13 protein-coding genes are annotated in these 14,812 nt (G+C 53.6%); 9 read left to right on the plus strand and 4 right to left on the minus strand.

Features of this window, described 5'->3' with window-relative positions:
• Positions 1–304 precede the first annotated feature (304 nt).
• From PXY01_RS10515 to PXY01_RS10525, 3 genes are all read left to right on the plus strand, one after another.
• Positions 305–1,384 (plus strand): GerMN domain-containing protein, encoded by a 1,080-nt coding sequence (locus PXY01_RS10515; protein WP_127569814.1) that lies wholly within the window; start codon positions 305–307, stop codon positions 1,382–1,384.
• 194 nt (positions 1,385–1,578) lie between these two features.
• Positions 1,579–2,316: a ribonuclease PH gene (gene rph / locus PXY01_RS10520; RefSeq protein WP_127569815.1), complete on the plus strand. Its 738-nt coding sequence runs from the start codon at positions 1,579–1,581 to the stop codon at positions 2,314–2,316.
• Positions 2,317–2,321: 5 nt separating this feature from the next.
• Positions 2,322–2,972, plus strand: a complete 651-nt coding sequence (locus PXY01_RS10525; protein ID WP_127569816.1) for an XTP/dITP diphosphatase — start codon at positions 2,322–2,324, stop codon at positions 2,970–2,972.
• A gap of 385 nt (positions 2,973–3,357) precedes the next feature.
• Here PXY01_RS10525 and asnB read toward each other — a convergent pair whose 3' ends face one another.
• Positions 3,358–5,202, minus strand: a complete 1,845-nt coding sequence (asnB, locus tag PXY01_RS10530) for an asparagine synthase (glutamine-hydrolyzing) (RefSeq protein ID WP_127569817.1) — start codon at positions 5,200–5,202, stop codon at positions 3,358–3,360.
• Between the two features lie 203 nt (positions 5,203–5,405).
• Here asnB and PXY01_RS10535 point away from each other — a divergent pair, with 203 nt between their 5' ends.
• Positions 5,406–5,750 carry a hypothetical protein gene (locus PXY01_RS10535; protein WP_127569818.1) on the plus strand — a complete coding sequence of 115 codons (345 nt, stop codon included), beginning with the start codon at positions 5,406–5,408 and terminating at the stop codon, positions 5,748–5,750.
• A gap of 126 nt (positions 5,751–5,876) precedes the next feature.
• Positions 5,877–6,632 (plus strand): YheC/YheD family protein, encoded by a 756-nt coding sequence (locus tag PXY01_RS10540; RefSeq protein ID WP_127569819.1) that lies wholly within the window; start codon positions 5,877–5,879, stop codon positions 6,630–6,632.
• Between the two features lie 47 nt (positions 6,633–6,679).
• Here PXY01_RS10540 and PXY01_RS10545 read toward each other — a convergent pair whose 3' ends face one another.
• The 3 genes from PXY01_RS10545 to PXY01_RS10555 are packed head-to-tail and all read right to left on the minus strand — an operon-like array spanning position 6,680 to position 9,838.
• On the minus strand, positions 6,680–7,657 hold the full coding sequence (locus PXY01_RS10545) for a 2,3-diaminopropionate biosynthesis protein SbnB (protein WP_127569820.1): 978 nt from the start codon (positions 7,655–7,657) through the stop codon (positions 6,680–6,682).
• A gap of 1 nt (position 7,658) precedes the next feature.
• Complete coding sequence (sbnA, locus tag PXY01_RS10550; protein ID WP_127569821.1) at positions 7,659–8,663, minus strand: 2,3-diaminopropionate biosynthesis protein SbnA; 1,005 nt, start codon at positions 8,661–8,663, stop codon at positions 7,659–7,661.
• Entirely contained in the window at positions 8,636–9,838 is a 1,203-nt protein-coding gene (locus tag PXY01_RS10555) for an AMP-binding protein (RefSeq protein ID WP_127569822.1), read from the minus strand. The genes sbnA and PXY01_RS10555 overlap by 28 nt, the downstream gene beginning before the upstream one ends.
• Positions 9,839–9,968: 130 nt before the next feature.
• Between PXY01_RS10555 and PXY01_RS10560 the strand changes: the two genes are divergently transcribed.
• The 4 genes from PXY01_RS10560 to PXY01_RS10575 all read left to right on the plus strand — a co-directional run bounded on the left by PXY01_RS10560 (position 9,969) and on the right by PXY01_RS10575 (position 14,628).
• Positions 9,969–10,715, plus strand: a complete 747-nt coding sequence (locus PXY01_RS10560) for a YheC/YheD family protein (RefSeq protein ID WP_127569823.1) — start codon at positions 9,969–9,971, stop codon at positions 10,713–10,715.
• 223 nt (positions 10,716–10,938) lie between these two features.
• Entirely contained in the window at positions 10,939–12,564 is a 1,626-nt protein-coding gene (locus tag PXY01_RS10565) for a helix-turn-helix domain-containing protein (protein ID WP_246027891.1), read from the plus strand.
• 28 nt (positions 12,565–12,592) lie between these two features.
• On the plus strand, positions 12,593–13,930 hold the full coding sequence (locus PXY01_RS10570; protein ID WP_127569825.1) for a 5'-deoxyadenosine deaminase: 1,338 nt from the start codon (positions 12,593–12,595) through the stop codon (positions 13,928–13,930).
• Positions 13,930–14,628 carry a nucleotidyltransferase family protein gene (locus PXY01_RS10575; RefSeq protein ID WP_127569826.1) on the plus strand — a complete coding sequence of 233 codons (699 nt, stop codon included), beginning with the start codon at positions 13,930–13,932 and terminating at the stop codon, positions 14,626–14,628. The genes PXY01_RS10570 and PXY01_RS10575 overlap by 1 nt, the downstream gene beginning before the upstream one ends.
• Positions 14,629–14,812 lie beyond the last annotated feature (184 nt).

The following is a 14,812-nucleotide window of genomic DNA, read 5'->3' on the forward strand; positions in this document are numbered from 1 at the left end:
TACTTCATCCACTTATTATGTCTTAGAGATTGTATAACGTGCGGGCTTTGGAGTTTCGCTGTCACCCTACCAATGAATGATTCTGGAGGTATCGCGTGAACGGAGCAGGCGAATGATTCTGGAGATATCGCCTGCGGAGTGACCCTGCGGTCAGAAGAACATTCGCCTGCAGAGAGACCAGACAGGTCTAAAACAAGCCGGGGCTCGTATACATAGTACTATCAACCGAACCCTAGATGGTTAGGCTTAAGGTTCATATTTCGCCGGGGCACGGCGCGAAGATGATGGGAGGAAGAAACGAAAAATGAGCCAATATCGTTGGATTCGCCGGGCAGCATGGACAGGGGTATTCGTCGTACCGTTATTGACGGCGGGCTGCGGGGTATTCTCGCAGAATACGACCAAAGAGATCGACCCGCCGCCGGTTGAAACGCAAAATGACGCAAGCACTACGTTTGCTCCGCACAGCATGACAGGCTCGGAGCCGACCGCTTCCGTCGATTTGAAGACGGGTGAAACGCACATGACCGTATACCTGCTGGACAATAACAATTATCTAGCGCCAGTTACGCTCCGGACAACCTTAGGCGACACCCAGCTTGGCAAGAAGGCGCTCGAAATGATGGTCGACGGAGGTCCGTATGCGGATCAGCTGCCTGCTGGCTTCCGAGGCGTTCTGCCGAAGGGGACGGAAGTGATCGGCTACACCGAATCGGAGGACAAAAAATTGGCGACCGTTGATTTTTCGCAATCCTTCGCCAACTATAACGCCAATGAAGAACGTAAAATCGTCGAGGCGATCGCCTGGACACTCACCGGCATCCCGAATGTACAAGGTGTAGAGCTTCGTCTTGAAGGGGCCAAGCTGGAAGAAATGCCGGAGCAAGCCTATCCGCTTGATCGTCCGCTTACTCGCTCGGTTGGTATCAATCTCGAAACGGCGGACGGTGTCGATTACAGCCAATCTGTGCCGGTTACACTCTATTTCTCCTCGGAGACACCAAGCGGCGAGATGTATTATGTTCCGGTTACCCGGTTGATTAATCGGACGGATGATATTGCGAAGGCGGCGATCGATCAGCTCGTACTCGGACCGTCGGAGCAGAGCAGTCTAATCGGCGTCGTGACGCCGGATGTTCAGGTGAAGAGTGTCACGCCGCAGGACGATATCGTAACGGTCGATCTGACGGATGAAGGCTTTGCGGAAGGGCAGCTGGAGCCGGCCGACATGCTGCAAGCGATCGTATGGTCCGTTACCGAGAATACCGGTGCGTCCAAAGTACAAATTAAGCTCAATGGCAAGACGAATATTCTCGATGAGAATAACGTTTCTTATAGCCAGCCTGTAGAACGTCCGACCGTTATAAATGCCTTGAAATCGTAACGCATTATTTTATGATTTTTCACCATAAGCTATAAATCCCAACTCGGTGCTTCGACTGCCTTTCGTGAACTGGCCGGTTCAACTGCCATGAACGAAGGGCAGTTTGCGTTCTGAAGATGTAAGTCGATTTTGTTGTGATCGTCTGGTAAAATGGGGAAGGCTGTGATTTAGAACAGAAAGCTAGGAGGACCAGCATGAGAACAGATGGGCGTCAGGAAGGCCAGCTTCGGCCTGTTACGATACAAACGAATGTGAACAAATACGCGGAAGGCTCCGTCCTGGTTGAATTCGGGGATACGAAGGTGCTGTGTACAGCGACAGTTGAGGATAGGGTTCCTCCTTTTATGAAGGGGCAAGGCAAAGGCTGGGTAACAGCTGAATATTCGATGCTTCCGCGTGCAACGCAAACTCGGAATCAACGCGAGTCGGCCAAAGGGAAGCTCGGAGGACGCACGATGGAAATTCAGCGGCTCATCGGCCGTGCTTTAAGATCGGTCGTCGATCTGCCTGCGCTTGGCGAGCGGACGATCACTCTTGATTGCGATGTCCTTCAAGCCGATGGCGGAACGCGGACGACATCGATTACCGGCGCATTCATCGCGATGGCGCTTGCTGTTCATAAGCTGTCGGAGAAGCACAATTTCAGCAAGTATCCGATAACCGACTACTTGGCATCAGTGAGCGTCGGTGTTATTAACGGCAAACCTTTGCTTGATCTGAACTATGATGAGGACTCGAAGGCGAAGGTCGATATGAACGTCGTCATGACGGGAGCGGGTCAATTCGTTGAAGTGCAAGGAACGGGCGAGGAATCGCCATTCTCGCGGGATGAGCTTCAGTCGCTGCTTGGATTGGCGGAATCCGGCATTCTTGAATTGGTGACGAAGCAGCGCGAAGCGCTTGGCGGAGCGGGCGCTCGGATCGGAGGCTAGGTTTAATGCTGAAGAGCGGACAAGTGGTTGTCGTTGCTACTGGTAATGCAGGGAAAGTGAAGGAGTTCGCCCATGCGTTCGCCGAGCTGGGCATGGAGGTTCGCAGCCTGCGTGATTTCGACGGACTTCCGGACATCGTTGAGGATGGCGATACGTTTCAAGCGAATGCACGCAAGAAGGCGAAGACGATTGGCGATGCATTGGGCTTGCCTGTGCTTGCGGACGATTCGGGCTTGTGCGTCGATGCGCTCGGTGGTGCGCCGGGCGTCTACTCAGCTCGTTATGCAGGTGAAGGTGCAACCGACGCGGACAATAATGCGAAGCTGCTTCGTGAGCTGAAGCAGCTTGCCGGGGCTATTGGCGATGTACCGGCATCCGAAGCGCACGGCGTCGTGCTGTACGGCGGTGCGAGATTTAAATGCGCGCTGGCGTTGTACGATCCTGAAGATGGAACGTTTATGGATGCGGAAGGTGCTGTTGAAGGTCGCATTCTCTCTTCACCGCGCGGAGAGGGCGGGTTCGGCTACGACCCGTTATTCTGGCTGCCAGAGATGGGATGCTCGATGGCTGAGCTAACGATGGAGGAGAAGCAGGCGATCAGTCATCGCGGCGCTGCGCTCCGTGAGCTGTTCTCGCAGCTTCGGAAGAAAGTGTAAATTACGAAAGGTCACAGATGGGCGGCGGAAGCTGTCCATCTGTGACCTTTCATCATGTCATGTCCTCCATATCAAGCCTCTGCCAATCTCCTTAGCCATGCAGGCTGTACCAGCCATATAGGCTAATCAATATCGCCGACCAGAGCAATGCGGATATTCCTAAGGCATTACTAACTCCTTTCACAAAGCTTCCTTCTTCTTGCATGGACAGCCTCCCATCTGGGCATTCGTACGTAGACACAGTTGCCCTGAATCATTTTCTCAAGAATAATGTCGGATGATGTAAGCGAATTCATAAGAGAATTAGACAAAAAAGATGGGAAAAATTTCTCAAAAATAAAGCGGCGCAACCGCTAGATCCTTGCGCCGCTTTAGGAACTGCCTATTATCCAATCGACACATTATATTCTCGCAGCCACAAGTCCGTTTGCCACAAGTAGGCAAACAGCTGAGGTCCGCTCATCAGCTGGCCGAACCATGGAATATTGGAGCTTGCATCAGTCGAAGCCGCAATCTCGCGCACCTTCTGAACGTTGATCAGCGGCAGAAGAGGAGAACTCGGATCGTTCAGCACGTCAAGCAGCTTCGAGCGGACGGCTTCCAAGTAGTTCGGATTGTGCGTTTTCGGATATGGACTTTTTTTGCGCCACAGCACATCATCCGGCAGTACTCCAGTAAGAGACTGTCGTAGAATGCCTTTCTCTCGGCTTCCCGCCGTTTTAATTTCCCAGGGAATATTGAACACATACTCGACAAGACGATGGTCGCAGTACGGAACCCGAACTTCAAGCCCAACGGCCATACTCATTCTATCTTTGCGGTCGAGCAGCGTGGGCATGAAGCGTGTAATGTTCAAATAAGACATGATTCGCATGCGCTGAGCTTGCGCGTCCTCGCCATCGAGATGAGGAACCTCAGCCAGTGCGTCTTCATATCGGTCGGCCAAATATTGCTGCGGTTGAATCCAATCGACAATATCGGGATGAAGCAGCTCGGTGCGCATACCGGCGGCAAGCGACCATGGGAACGTATTGGCGTTCAGCGCTTCCTCACGGTGGAACCAAGGGTAGCCGCCGAATATTTCGTCCGCCGCTTCGCCAGACAGGGCGACTGTAGCTCCCTTTTTAATCTCGCGGCAGAATAGGAGCAGCGACGCATCGACGTCTGCCATCCCCGGTAGATCGCGGGCCAGCGTTGCGGCGCGAAGCGCATCGACTAGTTCCGGTGTGTCGAATTGAACGTTATGATGGATGGTGCCCAGATGCTCGCTCATCCGGGTAATCCAAGGCGCATCTGCATTAGGCTGGAATGCATGAGCCTTGAAATGCTTGTCGTTATCGACGTAATCAACAGAATACGTATGGATGCTACCTTGACCGGTACCCTTATAATATTGGACGGCTAAGGTAGTGAGCGCGCTCGAGTCCAAGCCCCCTGAGAGGAGTGTACATACCGGAACGTCGGATACGAGCTGCCGCTCAACCGTATCCTGCAGCAGTTCTCTCACACGGGCGGCCGTTGCATGCACATCGTCGGTATGCGGTTTGCTCTCCAGCCTCCAATACGTATGAATTCGATTGCCATCGCGCGTTACGGTCAAGCATTGACCGGGCCGAAGCTCGCGAAGCCCCTCATATACACCTTGGCCAGGCGTTCGGGCAGGTCCGACGATAAAAATTTCAGCCAAGCCTGCTGCTCCGATTCGAGCTTGAACGTCTGTATGCGCCAGAATCGCCTTCGGCTCCGAGCCGAACATGAACGTTCCTGTTCCCTCTCGGAAGAAAAGCGGCTTGACGCCCAGTCGGTCGCGGGCTAGAAACAGATGCTGCTCGGCAGAGTCCCATATTGCGAATGCGAAAATGCCGTTAAACCGCTCGACGCAGCTTTTTCCCCACTCCATATAAGCAAGCAGCAGCACTTCTGTATCGCAGCTCGTTGTGAAGGAACGGCCATGGCTTACCAATTCGGCTCGCAGCTCAAGCGCATTATACAATTCTCCGTTATAGACGATGACGCAAGTGCGATCACCATCTCGCCGGATCATGGGCTGAGCGCCGTTCTCGGGATCGATAACCGACAGCCGCCGATGTCCAAGACCGCAGTGGGCGGATATCCACGTACCGGCCGCATCCGGACCACGAGGGGCCATCGTCTCCGTCATCCGTTCAAGTTGTTCGCTATCCTGTGTCAGATCACGGCTCCAATCGATCCAACCGGTAATTCCACACATCTACTCTCATCCCTTTCTTCAGGATGTTGTCGGCAACCACTCGTTCTATCATGATGCCGCCCGCCCATGCCTGTTAGGTGAGGGCAGACGTCTATTTGTCGAGATAATACTAGTTATATGCTGAAATATAGAATAAAATGTCTGTCCATAGGGAGAAGCTATGGAAGGCTGTCCAATCATCGAATAAGGAAGGAGGGGGCAAAATGGGGCATAAAGAGCCGCATACGAATGGAGATGCGGGAGAGCGGCGTTTGTTCTACGTTTCCGTGGCGAGTGGTCAAGTGCTGGAGGACCCTGAGGCTGCAGCATATGAGCTTGTGATCGAGGCGAATGACGACGAGGTGAACAAGCTCAAGGAGCTGTTCGGCGAATATTCGAGCATGGACGAGGCGGAAGCTTTTCATTTTGTAAGACATCCATATGAGACCGATGATGAACGAGCGCTCAATGGCGGAACCGATGCGATCATTCACCAGATATATGATATGCTATACGATTTGGGTACGGACGAAACGAAACAGTTTCTTCATAACAACCGGATACACTGAATTTATCAAGAAGCCTTCGAGTTCTGCACATAATGCCAGAATCGAAGGCTTCTGCTGGGTATATATCCAAGATTGCGGCCGCCTCTCCACATATGCTGAAGAAATCGCAAATAGCGGAGGGGAAAAATGACGGCTCGTGCTAGCGGAAGAAAAGTTCCTTTCATTAATAAAGTTAAAGTATCCCAATGGATGCGAGGCAGCAAGACGATCAGTTCCACCATACCGGAGACGGTCGGCCTGACGAGGACTGAATTGAGCCGGATGCTGGGCCGTTACCGGATGGTGTACGTCAAGCCTTCCAACGGACAGAAGGGTCAGGGCGTCATGCGCGTCAGGAAGCTAGGAGACATGTACGAGTTTCGATATAAGCGGATGAGTAATAGAACGGCAACGGTCGTCGGTCTGTATAAGCTTATCCAGCGTTATCGAATAGGCAGACGCTATCTAGTCCAACAAGGCATTCACCTTATGACCTATAAAGGGAGGAGCTTCGACCTTCGCCTAATGGCGCAGCGCAAGAGCACAAGTGGCCCATGGGTCATTACCGGAAAGTTCGCAAGAGTAGCGGCGAAGGGGAAGATTGTAACTAATGCTGCCCAAGGCGCAGATGTCTATTTGGTCCAGCCAGTACTTCGTGCAAATCTCTCGGAGAGTAAGGTCCGTTCCATGATCGAACAAGTCGAGAGGCTGGTCCTTCGAATCGCACAACGATATGCGGTCTTAATTCCGAGCTGCGTCGAGTTGGGGATCGATATTGCTATAGACCGTAATCATCGGATTTGGATGCTCGAATTGAATACGAAGCCGGGGATTTATCCATTCCGTTATTTTAAGGACAAATCGATGTATCGTAAAATATTGGCTTACCGTCGGGCGCAATAAAGGTGAGGGCTGAGACTTGTAAGATCTCAGCCCTTCTTGATGATCGGTTACTCCAGCTCAATCCCTATCCCGTACTGTTTAGCAAGTCCGACGTAATAGGAAGCGACGGCGATATCGAATACGGCCATACCCATCGGAGCGAACAGCAGGCGGTTGCCTTGAGCTGAGCGGAGCAGCATCTCGTGTCCGAGTACAGCGTCGTATAGCGGAATCGTCTGCTCTTGGGTGAGGCCGGCTGTGCGGTGCATATAGTCGATGTCCGTATTTTCGCGGCAAATCTCGTTCCAATCATCGACAACGATCGTTTCAATATCAATCAGGGCAGAAGGCATATAGTCGCGCAGCGATACGTGCAGCAGCAGGCTGCCGGGCGGAGGAGGCACGTCAATATATCGGCTGCTGGATACGGTGCAGGTAAGCACGATATCGGCTTTCAAGTAGGCTGCCCGCCAATCTGCTGCTCTAGTTCCTGAAGATCCGGCAAGACTCGCTGCCTCTTGTGCACGCTCGGCAGATAAGTCATAGATGGTCAGCAGTCCGAGTTTAGGTCCAAGTATGCTTGTAAGCATCCTAATATGCCACTTACCGATCGGGCCGCAGCCAATTAAGCATACGTTCAAAGGGCGATCATGCTGCTGATTCGGCAGCTCCAGCCAACGCCGCAGCATAACGGCGCTGACGGAGGCCGTCCGTAGTATGCTGAGCAATGGGCTATTAATGAACGCATAGGGCTTGCCGGTTGCTGACTCGTTCAGCACGACGATGCTGTGGGCCCTTGGAATGCCGCTGGCTGGATTGGAAGGATAACTGGCAATCCATTTGATTCCCGCAGTATCGAACTTCCTGCCGATGTATGCAGGCATAGCGATAATCCGGTTGTTCGGATCGTTAAAACGAAGGTACGGCTTGATCGGCTGTACGTATCGGCCGTCCCGCATGCAGTGCAACCCCTCGGTGATCGCCTCGATCAGCTGCTTCCAATCCGTTCCGAGCGTAAGCAAGTCGGATTCATTCAAATACAGCATCTTATAGCTCAGCTGCCAATCGGGCTTCCGCTTCTTCGCCGAAGCAGCTTCTCAGCCAGTTGTCATTGTATACCGTATCCAAATATCGATCGCCGCGGTCAGCCAGAATGACGACGACGTTAGCTCCATCCGGCAGTTGATGGAGTCTCCGCCCGAGTGCTGTAATGACGCCGCCTGCCGATCCGCCGACCATAATCGATTCCCGCCGCAGCAGTCTTCGGCAGCCGATGGCACAATCAAGATCGCTCACCGTTTCGTGGCTGTCTGCAAGCCCCTGCTTGAACAGCGGCGGAATGATGCCAGCGCCAAGCCCTGGCAGCCGCCTGCTGCCAGGTCCGCCAAATATCGCACTGCCTGCGGCGTCCACGCCGATGACGGCTGTGCGCCAGCCTTGTCCGTGCACATAATCTGCGCAGCCGCGCAGACTGCCGCAGCTGCTGACGCCTACAAACAGCATATCGATCTCGCCTACTGCTGCCGCAATTTCCGGCATCGTCGTATCGCGGTGTGCAGCGGCGTTAAATTCATTCCCGTATTGATTCGGCCAATAAGCATCACCGATCAGCTTCACCAGTTCATTGACGCGAGCGATTCGGGCAGGCAGATATTCGCCGGTCTCAGGATCGGGCTCGCTGACGAAGTCGATTTCTGCACCATACGATTGGATAATGCGCAGATTCGTTTCGGCGGTACGCGGATCGACGACACAGATGAACCGTAAGCCGAGAACACCGCATATCATCGACAGGCTGATGGCCATATTGCCCGAGCTTGATTCGACAATCGTCGTATCGGGGCCGATACGTCCGCTCGCAATCGCCTCCTTCATCATGCGAAGAGCTGGACGATCTTTGGCGCTGCCGCCGGGATTATACATTTCCAGCTTGGCATAAATGTTGACGGGTGCATCCGGGTATAGGTGACGCAGAGGCACAAGCGGCGTTCTCCCAATAAACCGGAGTATACCGGATTCCATGTTTAGTTGAAGTCGGTTGGACGGTGCCATTTCTTTTGTTTCACGCTCCCTTGCGGCAGTTCGTTCTCGTGGGCAGCCAGCACGATTTCGATACGCGGCAGCATGCCTGCACGGATCATGGCGCCGATTTCAGGCACCTTGCGGCTGAGCTCCGCTTCAATCCGTTCGGCGGCGCTCGGTGTAGCATCGGGGCCGTACAAGTAGATAACGAGCCGGCTGTCTTCTGAAGCGGCTCTGACCTGAACCCGCCTGACATGAGTGAATACGGCAGCTTCGATGTCGTGAATGCTGATCTTCTCGCCATGCTTCAGCTCCGGTCCGATTCGTCTGACGATTGCCTCGAACGTCGCTTCCGTTCCTTCTCCTTTCACGCCGGTCGTGAAGCCGCGAACGACGTCGCCGGTTGCGAACCGAATCGCCGGAAAAGCGGCTCGCTGCGTTGAGGTCAGCAGCAGCGCTGCTTCGTCATGCGCAAGCGTATCCGATAGACCAAGCTCCTGCGGCTGCACGACTTCGGCGCTAACGCCGTCTGCCAGACGATACACGCCTGCAGCTTGGTCATACCAGGCGATGGTCCCAATCTCAATCGAGCCGTAAGTGTCGATGACGTCTTTCTCGGACAGTCCAAAAGCAGCCGCCATTGCACTTCGCCACTGAGGCGATACCGGCTCGCCAACGGTCACAATACAGCGGACGCCGAGCGATGCTGGATCTTTAAGTGCGCATACGACGCGGTCCAGAAGAGAAGGCATCGTGTAGAACAGGTCGGGACGAAAGGTTGTCAGCCGCTCGACATGCTCAGACAGTGGTGCGTCGTATGCGATGGCATCCGCTTCCCAGCCGAGCTTCCGAAATACGTCCAGCGCCGTTGCAGCCGCATGCCCGGTTCCCATGTCGGCAAGCGCGCGGCGGATCGGCTTGCTGTTCGTAATATGGGAGAATAGCTTCGCTTTCACCTGCAAATATCGGCGCTCGTCCGCATGGGAATAGACGATCGCTTTGCGTGTACCGCCGCTCGTACCGGATGTTCGATAGACGAATGAGCCCTTGGGTGCAGGAGCGGTGTAATAATGGCGTTCCAACAGGTCGGCTGTCATAATAGGCAGCTGGCCTTCATGCTGGGAATGGGACCGCAGCAGCTCGGCATACCAAGGAAATCGGCGCGCGTAATAAGCGGCCAGCCGGTTCATATGGCGTGTTTTCAATCGAATACCTCCCTCGCCTCGATTACATATCGTATGTTCAAACAGGCCAGCTTGAATGGGTGCTAGTCCAAGATTGGACTAGCCAGCGCACATAAGCTGAAGAAATGTAAACTATTGCCGGAGGGGACATATGAAATCAATCATAAAAGGCGGGAAGTATGAGCGCAGTAAAATGAGAAAGACTCAAGTGCTTCTTGGCGACAGCCGTATCCGGTCCGCAATACCGAAGACCGTTATGCTGACAGAAAATAATCTCGGCAGTATGCTTCGAACGTATGGAATGGTGTATGTAAAGCCGAATGTTGGCTCACTCGGCAACGGCGTAATGCGTGCGCGCAAGCTTCAAGGCGGCGGATACGAATGGCGATACAACCTGATGAGGAGGAAAGTATCTACGCTTGCACAGCTGTATCGGCTTATTCGTCAATATAAGTGGAGCGGAAGCTATTTGGTCCAGCAGGGCATTCGTATGATGAAATTTAATGGAAGAAGCTTTGATCTGCGCGTCATGACGCAGCGGAAGCATCCGAACAGCAAATTTGTCGTTACGGGAATGTTAGCCCGTGTAGCGGCGAGAGGGAAGGTGGTGACGAACGGCAGCAAGGGGGCAACGATTCATACGACGCGGGAAGTGTTCCGAGCGAATATGTCGAGCGCGAGCACCAATGAGATGGAGCGGAAAGTAGAGATGCTAAGTCTGCGTATTGCCCGTCAATTCGCCGTTGCCTATCCGCGCTGCATTGAACTTGGCCTTGACATCGCCGTTGACCATAAGCGCCGGGCGTGGCTGCTTGAGGTGAACACAACTCCGCAAATTATTCCTTTTCGCAAGCTGAAGGACTTAACGATGTATCGTAGAATATTAGCTTACCGATAGTAGGGGCGAGGCACTTCGGTCTCTGAAGTAACCTGTTATTCCACAGTGACACAAAAAGTGATGCACCAGCATAAAGACGCCCTCAACCATTTCCGACCACCTGCCCTATACCCTTCGCAAAATGTAATTAAATCTGACGACATCTATTGATCAGTTCACAAAAACGGAATAAAATGTAAGATATAATGACATTTTAAACCGTTCTGGAGGGGTTCTCGTGCGTATGACGGTTGAGCAGGTGCTGTCGTTGTATCCGTTGTCTGAAGGGAAGCTAGTTGCGGGTAAAATGGGACTCCATCGTATCATCCGTGCGGTTCATGTCATTCGAACGTCAGAATTCTCGGGACGTGTACGTCCAGGCGACATGCTGCTTGTGCCTGTTACTGCTCTGTCGGGCAGCCAGGAAGAGGTAGCGCGGCTTGTGCACATGCTGCATGAGCTTGGAACGGCAGTTATCGGCGTCACCGGCGTAACAGGAGGAGCGGGCAGCTTCTATCATGATGCCAGTGCTTTAGTGGAAGAGGCAGAACGGCTTCAGCTGCCCGTCATCGCGCTGCCTGATGCATTTCATAGCGAGGCCGACCTAGATGGATTGCTTCGGTCTGAGCTTGGAAGGCAGTTGATTACGGTGCAGGATGTTATGGAGAAGCAAAAGAAGCTGCTGCGTCTAGCGCTGAGAAGAGAGCGGGGCGGCGAAAGCCACATTACAGACATAGCTGAGATTATCGGCTTTCCGGTCGCGGTACTACTGCAGGGCGGGCAGATCGTATTCAATTCGACGTCCAGCTCAGAGGCAGCACTACGTCGTCACTGGGAACGGCTGCCGCTCGGCCGCTGGGCCGGCTTCGAAGGCATTCGGGTGCTGCGAATCGCATTGGCGAGCGGCGAAGAGACGATAGGCTGTGTACTGTTCCAGTCAATTGGCCAGACGACGAAGCCGGAAGAAAATATGCTGTACCAAGCCGCAGAATTGATCACGCATCATGTTTCACAGCTTCAGCCGGACTCTTCTGCTTTGTTAGCGCCTGACGATCTTGGAACGCTGTTCGTCCGCTATTTGCAAGGTGGATTGCCGTCACAGCTGCTTATGGAGCGTGCGCGCAAAATCGGCGTCATGCTGTGTAATGGCGAATATTATTGCGTGCTTGGCGTTCAAGGTGAACGTTGCTCGGGTCGTGGAGCAGTCTACATGCGGGCTCATCACCAAGGAGTAGACCGCAGCTTAAGCCAAGAGATGATGGTGCATCCAAGTCTTATGGGGCTGCAAATCGTCCATTTCTCGGTCGACGAGGACAGCGTGTTCGTCGTACCGGCAGAGACGTTTCACAGCGTCGACAAGCTGGCCGCCGTGCTTAGGGAATGTATGGATTCGATTAGACGTAAGGGCGGGAGGCTGCTTCGGCGAATCTCGATCAGCTACAAGAAGACGGCTCCGAACCAGCTTCGTGAAGCTTATGTTGAATGCCGAGACGCTATCCGATTGTCGGACCGTTCGGCCGATGAAGAGGAGGTCGTAACGTTCTCGGACAAAGAGCTGGCGTTCTTGTTTGAAGGAGTGCCTCGGGAACGAATGGACCGTTTCTGCCGGGCGGTGTTGAAGAAGCTGACGGATGAAGAGAATGAGAACGAGCGTGAGTTGATGCGGACGCTCGATATGTTTTTGCGCTACGATGCACAGATTGGGGAGGCTGCGAAGCAGTTGTACATTCACCGGAATACGGCTGCTTATCGTCTGGAGAAGATCGGTGAGATGCTGGAGGTCGATTTTAAGAAAACGTCGGATCTGCTCCGAATGAAATTAGCGTTTCTATTCCGGCATATATTGAAGGAGGAACAGCCAGCCGATTAAACAGCGGCTGGCAGCGGGAGGTGCAGTAATGGGGAACACGCTCATTCGCGATGCTACGGTTGTTACAATGAACGAGCAATGGGATGTTATACGGGGCGATGTTCGAATTAAAGATGATCGGATAGTTGGAATAGGCGGCGCTTTCGGTGAAGAAGGCTTTGTGCCTGACGAAATCATTGAGGCAAGCGGGAAAGTTGTTATACCGGGCTTCGTTCAAACCCATGTGCATCTATGCCAGACGCTGTTCCGTGGCCGAGCAGACGACATGGAGCTGATGGATTGGCTTCGTACGCGAATTTGGCCACTGGAAGCGGCGCATGACGAGCAATCGGTGTATATTTCGGCGCTGCTTGGCATTGGTGAGCTCATTCAGAGCGGTACGACAACGCTGCTCGATATGGAGACGGTGCATCATACGGATGCTGCTTTTCGTGCGATGGCTGAGAGCGGCATCCGGGCTATTTCCGGCAAAGTAATGATGGACCGAAGCGGGGAACATATTCCGCCAGCGCTGCAGGAGCGGACGGAGCAGTCCATTGAGGATAGCGTCGCTCTGTTGGAACGGTGGCACGGTTATGATGGTGGGAGGCTGCAGTATGCATTCTGTCCCCGTTTCGTCGTCTCGTGCACGGAAGAGTTGCTCATTGCGGTTCGGGATCTTGCGGAGCGCTATCAGGTGCTCGTTCATACTCACGCCGCGGAGAACCGCGGCGAGATCGAGCTGGTGGAACGCGATACCGGTATGCGGAATGTCGTGTATTTAGATCATATCGGCCTGGCGACTCCTCGTCTTGTACTTGCTCATTCGATTTGGCTTGACGATGCGGAACGGGACATTATTAAGCGCAAGGGCGTTAAAGTAACGCATTGCCCAGGCTCGAACCTGAAGCTTGCTTCAGGTATTGCTGGTGTGCCCGGACTGTTGGCAAGCGGTGTGCAGGTCGGACTTGGAGCGGATGGCGCGCCGTGCAATAACAATCTGGACATGTTTCAAGAAATGCGGTTGACCGCGATGATTCATAAAGTGCAGCATGGTCCGACTGCGATGGACGCGAGAACGGTGCTGCGGATGGCGACGATGGGCGGCGCTGAAGTGCTTGGACTGGAGCGGATGATCGGTTCGATTGAGGTAGGTAAAAAAGCGGATCTGGTGATGCTTGATCTCAACAAATTTCATACGTTTCCATCCCACGACGCCGACATTTATTCCCGTGTTGTGTATGCAGCTGGACGGGGAGACGTGGATACGGTATGGATTGACGGACGCATCGTCATGCGCAGCCGGATTGTCACAACGATCAATGAAGCGGCCGTACTGCAGGAATCAGATGTGGCGATCAGCCGGTTAATTGGGAGGATGGCATAATGGGCAGACTTCTTCGTTATCCAACCGTTGATGTTCAGAATGTGCGGATTCCGCGCGTTGTCGGTATATTGCTAGCTGCTGGCTCCAGCCGCCGGATGGGAAGGCCGAAGCTGGCGCTCCGTTGGCCCGACGGCCGTTCAATAGGCGGCGAATCGTTCCGGCAGCTGCGGCAGTCGGTGATGAGAACGATTCTAGTCGTCCGACCGGATGATCCACTTGATTGGCTGCAGGATGAGCTGGAGCAGCAGCGTGCGCAGCCGGGCGGCAGTGATTGCTGCAGCATTGTGCGGTGCGCGGAGTCGGAGACGGAAGGAATGGCCGCCTCGCTTCGCGCAGGCATAACCGCTGCGGCACAGTTAGGCGCCGATGGCGCGCTTATTGCGCTTGCCGATCAGCCCTTCGTCGGTTGCAGACTGATGCGTAGGCTTGTCCACGCTTTTCAAGTCGCTGGCAATGCCGATTGGGCAGCTGCTTCCTGCAATGGCCAAGCGATGCCGCCTGTAATTCTGTCCAGCCGCTTATATCCGCGAGTTCTACAGCTGACTGGGGATGAGGGCGCGCGAAGGCTGCTTAACAATCCGAGCTGCTCTGGCGTGCTCGTACCGGCGGAGTCGAGCAGCTTCTTGGATATTGATACTCCAGATGAATGGCATTATGCCCTACGGATGCGTGCTGGTTATTGTGCGAAATCGATGTGAATGTCACATAAAATAACTTCAGAGCGACGATGAAGTGCATTCTGCACAATCGTCGCTTTTTGTTTTGGATCAAATCCCAAATTTGTGTTAGATTAGTTGACCTCGATATAACGTTCTCATATATTGGGTGTAAGCTTTTGGAAGTGACAGACGAATTGTATGCTGAACGACACGGGAGGGGTTT

Source organism: Paenibacillus xylaniclasticus (assembly GCF_004001065.1).
Lineage (GTDB): Bacteria > Bacillota > Bacilli > Paenibacillales > Paenibacillaceae > Paenibacillus_T > Paenibacillus_T xylaniclasticus.